The sequence below is a fragment of the Parasediminibacterium schistidii genome, assembly GCF_046546515.1.
Classification (GTDB): domain Bacteria; phylum Bacteroidota; class Bacteroidia; order Chitinophagales; family Chitinophagaceae; genus Parasediminibacterium.
Genome location: NZ_JBKHKJ010000063.1, coordinates 1 through 7,482 on the forward strand (window position 1 = coordinate 1; position 7,482 = coordinate 7,482).

A 7,482-nucleotide genomic window follows, 5' to 3' on the forward strand; every position below is an offset into this window, starting at 1 on the left:
TATGTAAAATTAGTGCTGTTCGTGCATTAATGGCAAATTGGTAGTATAGAAGTTTTTCCCTTTGGCTGCCTTTTTTGATTTGTCCTGAAACATGCCACAATTTATAAAAACCTTATCTTTGATGTATAAATGCACTTGATACAAAGCATTTACAAAGCTAGTTTCCCGGCTGCAGTATCGTAGTTCTTTTTTTACTAATATTAAAATAGTAGTTTTTAAAAATTAAGGTATTATAATTCCTTATCAATAAATTATAACTTTATAATCATAAAATGATTAGTTCATTATCAGTTTCTTATCAATAGATAATTAATAAATGATAGTAAATTATCATAAAATAGCATGTTTTTTCTACTAAAAATTCGCTAATATTATTGATAATCAATGAATTGCAAAATTGCGAGGATTTTTTAAAAAAAATCAGAATCGGCAAAAAAGACCAAAAATTGGCAAAACTGATACTATTTTAATAAAAAACCCTGTAAGATTAATATTATAAAAATTGTGCAAGTTTTGTCATTTTGCCCTCCACCTTCTTGCCCCCTTTCCAATGGGGGCAGGGTTTGTCTAGGGTGATTTTTTTACTAAAAAGCGAAAAAATTTTATGTAACCTCCGATTTTTTTCATTGCTAATCGTGCCATATTTGCAAAAAGCATTTATTGATTTTCCCAACCTTCTTTATGATAAAAAATACGCCCTTTACAGAAAAACACATTGGCCTTGGGGCAAAAATGGCTGCTTTTGCTGGGTACAATATGCCTATAAGCTATACAGGCATCAATGATGAACATGCGGCCGTGCGTACTAACGCAGGCGTGTTTGATGTAAGCCACATGGGCGAATTTATAGTGAAAGGAGAATATGCACTGGACTTAATACAACGGGTTACTACAAACGATGCTGCTAAGCTCACCAATGGCATGGCACAGTATAGCTGCCTGCCAAACAAGGAGGGCGGCATTGTGGATGACCTAATTGTTTACTGCATAGAGCAAAATAAAACCTATATGCTGGTGGTAAATGCCAGCAACATAGAAAAGGACTGGAATTGGATCAATGGCTTTAATACCAATGGTGCAGCACTGCAAAATATAAGCGATAAAACCTGTTTGCTGGCCATACAGGGGCCAAATGCCTGCAAGCTACTTCAGCCATTAATAGCTACTGATATTCAAAACCTGAAATACTACACTTTTGTAAAAGGGAATTTTGCAGGCATAAATAATGTTTTGGTTAGTGCCACTGGCTACACAGGAGCTGGCGGCGTGGAAATATATTTTGAAGATGCAAACGGCGCAGCAGATATTATTTGGGGCAAGTTGATGGAACTTGGCATAAAGCCCATTGGTTTAGGTGCCAGGGACACGCTGCGGTTAGAAATGGGTTATTGCCTTTATGGCAATGATATAGACGATACAACCTCCCCGCTTGAAGGCGGGCTGGGCTGGATAACCAAGTTCTCCAAAGAATTTACATCAAAAGCTATTTTTGAGCAGCAAAAAAAAGATGGGGTAAAGAGGAGGCTAGTAGGATTTGAAATGGTAGAAAGAGGAATACCCCGCCACGATTACCAAATTAAAGACGCCGAAGGAAACACAATAGGCAAAGTAACCAGTGGCACGCAAGTACCAGGCTTAAACAAAGCCGTTGGCTTGGGTTATATTTCCACGGGCCAAGCTGTTGTAGGTAACACCGTGTATATTGACATTAGGAATACTTTGGTAAAAGCCATGGTTGTAAAAACGCCATTTGTATAATGCATTATTAAGCTGCTATCTTTTCTTCCTTGCCAATGGCAATTGGGTCTACTTCTTTTATAAATTGTATAACGCCTAAAGCATTGAAGCTGCGCATTACTTGGAAAGTAAGGTCAAATTCAAACCATTTGCGGGCAAAATTTGCATCCTCCTTATCAAAGTGGTGGTTGTTTTGAAAAAGCTCGCCCATAAGCAATATGCCCCAAGGGCTAGTGTTTTTACTGTGGTCGCCATTGTTAAAGTTGCTGTACCCATATTTGTGCCCGCACCAGTTTACCACAGCGCCTTGTATAGGCCCCATTAAAAAATGGATAGGCAAGAGCAAAAACCACCAATAGCCAGGGGCAAATGCCATATAGAAAGCCACATAGCCAAACATAAAAACAACGCGGGTTGCTGCATGATGGCCAAATTTGTCAAGCCTATCCCAAACAGGCAAGTAACCAACTAAAAATTGTTGTTCAGGCTTGTTTTTACCCGTTAAAAAACTGCGGAAAATAAGTATGGTGCTGCGCATCATTTGATACACATCAGTAAAAAAATGCGGAGAGTGCGGGTCTTTCTCCGTGTCGCTATAGGTATGGTGCATCCTGTGCATCACTGCATAAGCCCTAGGCACTAAAAATGACGATCCCTGTACCAGCCAAGTAGCAACATAAAAAATACGCTCCCAGCTTTTGCTAGTAGTGTACATTTGATGGGAAGCAAACCGATGCAGGAAAAAAGAATGAAAAAAAAGCGATAAAAACCAGTGCGTAAAAAAGAAAACAAGGATGATAATCATACAGCATAAATTGGTGGCTGCAATGTAGGAAATTAACCCATCACCCCGTGTTTTAAAAGGAATTTTAATGCCAAAAAATACCCAATAATGCAACCAATGCTGTCTGCAAGTATATCATACAGGTCGAATGAGCGGCCAACAATGAAATACTTTTGTATATACTCAATAGAAACGCCATAGCAAACACCCAACACAGCAATAAAACTAAACCATATTATTTTCTTTTTTGCGGGCATTGGGCTTTTTTTAAACGGGAAGCACCATAAGCAGATAATAGTTACAAACAAAGAAACGTGTACTATTTTGTCCATATCTATTGCTTCCATCCAGTCCACTTGAGGTATGTCTTTTCCTGGCAGGGTAAACAAATAAAAAGTTACTAGGAAAAATAGGAAAGCAGGCGCAAAAAGAAGTGGGTTAATTTTTTTCAATTTCATTTTTTTGGGCAAAAGTAAGGGAGACTAGAAATAGTCCCCCTTTATTCCCATCTGAAAAACCCTGCTATTGACTAGCTATTTTAATATTTTTAGCAAAAACAAACGCTTATTATTAATATACGAAAGGTTTATAGAAAAGGTTTCCTTTTAAAAAAATATTTTTATTGATAAAAGTGCTTCACTAAAAAGCTGCTCCAACCTAATGAAGCAGCCGTTTAGTTTTTTAACCATTTACCAAGCTATTTTTGTACTACTTGAGTTTTAAGCGTATATACCAATGGGCCAATATGGTTATTAATCATATCGTCCGATACGCCATTTTTCTTTGCGCCTTTTACGAGGTCGGCTACAAACTGGTCGAAGTCAGTTGCATCTGCTTTTGCCCCCATGCGGGAGTTTTGTGCCGGGTCATGTGCCGCTTTCATACTTTTACCCCCGTAAGTAAAATTTTTTGCTCCTGTTGCATAACAAAAGAAATCTGTTAGATTTTTGCTTAATGCAGAAAAACCAGTTGTGTTGCCCACTTTCACCTCACTTAACAGAACTGAAAAGAACTCATTGTTAATGGAAGTATCAACTGCTATAACAAAAATAGTACTGTCAACTACTGAGCGCAAAGCCAAACGCCCTTTTTCTATTTTAGTAGTGGGGGCTGCAGGGTCAGTTACCATTGTGGTGCTTCCAAGGCTGTCGTACAAGCTCATGGTAGCTACAGGTGATACAGTGGAATCACTTTTTTTGCAAGATGCCATCAAAGTCATGCCTGCGATAATGCTTAACATGGCTACAGAAGCCAATACTGTTTTAATTGTTGTCTTTTTCATGTTTTTGTTTTTTTTAAATTAAAATAAATGGTTAAAAAAACTGTAAGCCTTATAGCTGAATGAGGTTGCGGCTACAGGGCAGCCGCTTTGCATTTGTTCTTTGGTGGGCATAAAGCGTTCTGCTTTGTAAGGAAGACTGCTTTTGAAATGGGCAACAATTGCATCGGCAGAAGTAGAAATAGGGTGGAAAGTAAACACAGCAATTTTGCTATCTGGGTTACACAGCACATGGTCAATGCCTTTTTGCTGGTAAAGCCATGTGGTAATTTTGGCAGCGTCTTCCTGTGTAACGCCTTGTTTAAAATCAATCCTTGCCATCGCTATTGTGCTTGCATCCGGTGCTTTTGGCCGGGTAACCATATAAATATGGATGCTTAATACAACAATGCCAAGCAACAGGGTAATGCCTACACCCATTAATACTTTTTTGAAAAATCCTTTTTTCATGTTGTAAATTTTTTAGTGGTTTTGAAATGAGATGAGAACATTTTTTGTTTTAATATTTTACAATTCCATGACAAATACGAGAAAAAAGAAAGGATGGTTTTAAAATAAAAAAAAGAGTTTTTTTCACTACTATGTTGCAAGTTTGGTTAATCTGCCACGAAGGCACGAAGACACAAAGAGGCACAAAGTTTTAAGAGAAGAAGAAGTAGAAAAGAAAAAGAATTATGTTTTAATACCTTTTAACCTTCTTATCCTTCGCGCTTCTTCGTGCTTTCGTGTCTTTGTGGCTATTTGTTATGTGTTGAATATTAACAAAAAAAGCCTTTGTTTTAAACAAGCTTTTGTAATAGGCTTATTCCAAAAACCCTTTACCTTTATATCCATGCAAACAGAAAAGGAAAAGCTAGCCAGCAACGAAGCAGGGTGGAAAAAATGGGGGCCATATCTTACAGACAGGCAATGGGGTACCGTAAGGGAAGATTATAGTGCAGATGGCAATGCGTGGAAATATATAAGCCACGACCAGGCACGCAGCAAAGCCTACCGCTGGGGCGAGGAAGGCATTGCGGGCATAAGCGACAATACGCAATTGCTTTGCTTTGCAGTAGCTTTATGGAACAAAAAAGACCCCATTGTTAAGGAGCGATATTTTGGCCTTACAGGTAATGAAGGTAACCATGGCGAGGATGTGAAGGAATTGTATTACTATTTGGACAATACGCCTACGCATAGCTACATGAAAATGCTCTATAAATACTCACAGGAGGCATACCCCTATGAATGGCTATTAGAAGAAAATAAAAAAAGAAGCAAAGCAGACCCAGAGTTTGAACTGATAGATACAGGCCTTTTTAACGAAGACAAATATTTTGATGTTTTTATAGAATATGCCAAAGCCTCGGAAAACGATATACTCATCAAAATAACGGTACACAACAGGGGCAAGGACGAAGCAGCAATCAACGTATTGCCCACTATTTGGTTCAGGAATACATGGTCGCTGGGGTATGACGATTATAAGCCCGAGTTGATGTCGTCTAACAGCACAGATATAATCATCAACCACAAAGCACTTGGCGAGTATAACTTGTACCTTGACAAGAACAATGTAAACAAGCAATTGCCTTTGCTGTTTTGCGAGAACGAAACCAACAACCAAAAGTTGTATGGCTCGGCCAATCATTCTGCATTTGTAAAAGATGGAATAAATGACTACTTGGTGTATGGCAATACACATGCAGTAAATATAGATGCCATAGGCACAAAAGCAGCTGTAAATTATGATGTAAACATACAGGGTGGAAGAAGCGAGACATTCCGCCTTCGGTTGGTGCAAAATAGCATTACCCACCCATTTGAAGACTTTGATGCAGTGTTTGACACTGTGTTTCAAAATACCAATAATTTCTATGGCGATTTGCAAAAGGACATTCCCGATGAAGATGAAAAACGGGTGCAAAGGCAGGCTTTTGCAGGCATGTTGTGGAGCAAGCAATTTTTTTATTACAACGTGGAGCAATGGCTAAACGGCGACCCCGGCCAGCCTGCACCGCCACCAGAACGAAAAAAAGGAAGGAATGCTACTTGGAAACACCTGAACAACTCGGATATTATTTCCATGCCCGACAAATGGGAATACCCTTGGTACGCCGCCTGGGACTTGGCTTTTCACTGTATCCCCTTTGCCATGATAGATGCTGGGTTTGCAAAAAACCAGTTGCAGATGCTTACCAAGGAATGGTACATACACCCCAATGGGCAATTGCCAGCTTATGAATGGGCATTTAGCGACGTGAACCCACCAGTGCACGCTTGGGCTACGTTCCGGGTTTTTAAAATAGATGAGCAAAGGAATGGCAAGCCCGATCTGCATTTTTTAGAATCGGTGTTCCACAAGCTGCTCCTAAACTTTACTTGGTGGGTAAACAGGAAAGATGCCGAAGGCAACAATATTTTTGAAGGTGGATTTTTGGGGCTAGATAATATCGGCGTTTTTGACAGGAGTTCGTCCTTGCCCACCGGCGGCTACATAGAACAAGCAGATGGCACTAGCTGGATGGCCATGTATTGCCTGAATCTGATGCGCATTGCATTGGAACTAAGCCGTTACAACCCTGTCTACCAAGACATGGCTACCAAGTTTTTTGAGCATTTCCTAAACATTGCCAGTGCTATTAACCGTATGGGCATAGACGGTAATGGTCTTTGGGACGATGATGACCAGTTCTTTTACGATGTGTTAAAACTGCCCAACAACAGGGGCTGCAAGTTAAAAGTACGCAGCATGGTGGGGTTGATACCCTTGTTTGCAGTAGAGGTATTGGACACCGAACTGCTGGACTCAGTGCCAGAATTTAAAAAAAGGCTGGAGTGGGTGCTGGAACACAAGCCCAACTTGGCAAGTCTGGTTTCCCGCTGGCAGGATAAAAATTCTGGCGAAAAGCATTTGCTAAGCCTGCTAAGGGGGCATCGCATGAAAAAAATATTGTTGCGTATGCTGGACGAAAACGAGTTCCTAAGCGATTATGGCATACGGGCAGTCTCCAAGTTCCATAAGGAGCACCCATATATTTTTGACGTAGATGGCAAACGCTTTTGTGTGGAGTACAGCCCAGGCGAAAGCAGCAGCGGCCTATTTGGCGGCAACAGTAATTGGCGTGGCCCCGTGTGGATGCCCGTAAACTTCCTGATAGTGGAAAGCCTGCAACGCTTTCACTATTACTACACAGACGATTACAAGGTAGAATGCCCTACAGGCAGCAATCAATACCTATCGCTAGACGATATTGCTAGCATGATAGCAAAAAGGCTGGCCAATTTATTTTTAAGGGACAACACCACAGGCAAGCGTCCCATATTTGGCAACTACGACAAACTGCAATACGACCCCAATTTTAAAGACTACCTGCAGTTTTACGAATACTTCCATGGCGATACCGGCCGTGGCGTAGGCGCATCGCACCAAACAGGCTGGACGGGTTTGGTAGCAAGGCTACTACAACCAAGGAAGAAACCGGTGGGGTAGGGATTTTGTTAGTACTTTCCTTGGGAGATAGTGCCACAAAGCTCTAGGACACTAAAGAAGCGCAAAGATTTTAAGGAAAAGAGGAAAGAAAAAGCATTTGGCATTTTCTTTTTCTTTCTTTACTATTCATTGAGCATTTGTGGCAGATTGCTCAAAATTGCACATGAATAATAGCAAAATTCATTGTCAATTATTTAAGAAAGAAAC

At 40.2% G+C, this 7,482-nt stretch carries 6 protein-coding genes; 2 read left to right on the forward strand and 4 right to left on the reverse strand.

The features are described 5' to 3' along the window. Window positions 1–681: 681 nt before the first annotated feature. Window positions 682–1,758 carry a glycine cleavage system aminomethyltransferase GcvT gene (gcvT, locus tag ACHFIY_RS18850; protein WP_410847682.1) on the forward strand — a complete coding sequence of 359 codons (1,077 nt, stop codon included), beginning with the start codon at window positions 682–684 and terminating at the stop codon, window positions 1,756–1,758. 7 nt (window positions 1,759–1,765) lie between these two features. Here gcvT and ACHFIY_RS18855 read toward each other — a convergent pair whose 3' ends face one another. The 4 genes from ACHFIY_RS18855 to ACHFIY_RS18870 form a co-directional block, all read right to left on the reverse strand. Beyond that, on the reverse strand, window positions 1,766–2,542 hold the full coding sequence (locus ACHFIY_RS18855; RefSeq protein WP_410847683.1) for a fatty acid desaturase: 777 nt from the start codon (window positions 2,540–2,542) through the stop codon (window positions 1,766–1,768). Between the two features lie 32 nt (window positions 2,543–2,574). After that, window positions 2,575–2,979 (reverse strand): VanZ family protein, encoded by a 405-nt coding sequence (locus ACHFIY_RS18860; protein ID WP_410847684.1) that lies wholly within the window; start codon window positions 2,977–2,979, stop codon window positions 2,575–2,577. A gap of 239 nt (window positions 2,980–3,218) precedes the next feature. Then, on the reverse strand, window positions 3,219–3,803 hold the full coding sequence (locus ACHFIY_RS18865; protein ID WP_410847685.1) for a globin family protein: 585 nt from the start codon (window positions 3,801–3,803) through the stop codon (window positions 3,219–3,221). An 18-nt stretch (window positions 3,804–3,821) separates the two neighbouring features. Next, the gene (locus ACHFIY_RS18870; protein WP_410847686.1) at window positions 3,822–4,250 is read right to left on the reverse strand and encodes a hypothetical protein; all 429 of its coding nucleotides are present in this window, start codon (window positions 4,248–4,250) and stop codon (window positions 3,822–3,824) included. 382 nt (window positions 4,251–4,632) lie between these two features. Between ACHFIY_RS18870 and ACHFIY_RS18875 the strand changes: the two genes are divergently transcribed. Further along, window positions 4,633–7,275: an MGH1-like glycoside hydrolase domain-containing protein gene (locus ACHFIY_RS18875; protein WP_410847687.1), complete on the forward strand. Its 2,643-nt coding sequence runs from the start codon at window positions 4,633–4,635 to the stop codon at window positions 7,273–7,275. Window positions 7,276–7,482 lie beyond the last annotated feature (207 nt).

What these genes read in the sequence shown, in the direction of transcription:
- gcvT (WP_410847682.1), top strand. Translation starts at nt 682, where the DNA reads ATGATAAAAAATACGCCCTTTACAGAAAAACACATTGGCCTTGGGGCA.
- ACHFIY_RS18855 (WP_410847683.1), bottom strand. Translation starts at nt 2,542, where the DNA reads ATGATTATCATCCTTGTTTTCTTTTTTACGCACTGGTTTTTATCGCTT.
- ACHFIY_RS18860 (WP_410847684.1), bottom strand. Translation starts at nt 2,979, where the DNA reads ATGAAATTGAAAAAAATTAACCCACTTCTTTTTGCGCCTGCTTTCCTA.
- ACHFIY_RS18865 (WP_410847685.1), bottom strand. Translation starts at nt 3,803, where the DNA reads ATGAAAAAGACAACAATTAAAACAGTATTGGCTTCTGTAGCCATGTTA.
- ACHFIY_RS18870 (WP_410847686.1), bottom strand. Translation starts at nt 4,250, where the DNA reads ATGAAAAAAGGATTTTTCAAAAAAGTATTAATGGGTGTAGGCATTACC.
- ACHFIY_RS18875 (WP_410847687.1), top strand. Translation starts at nt 4,633, where the DNA reads ATGCAAACAGAAAAGGAAAAGCTAGCCAGCAACGAAGCAGGGTGGAAA.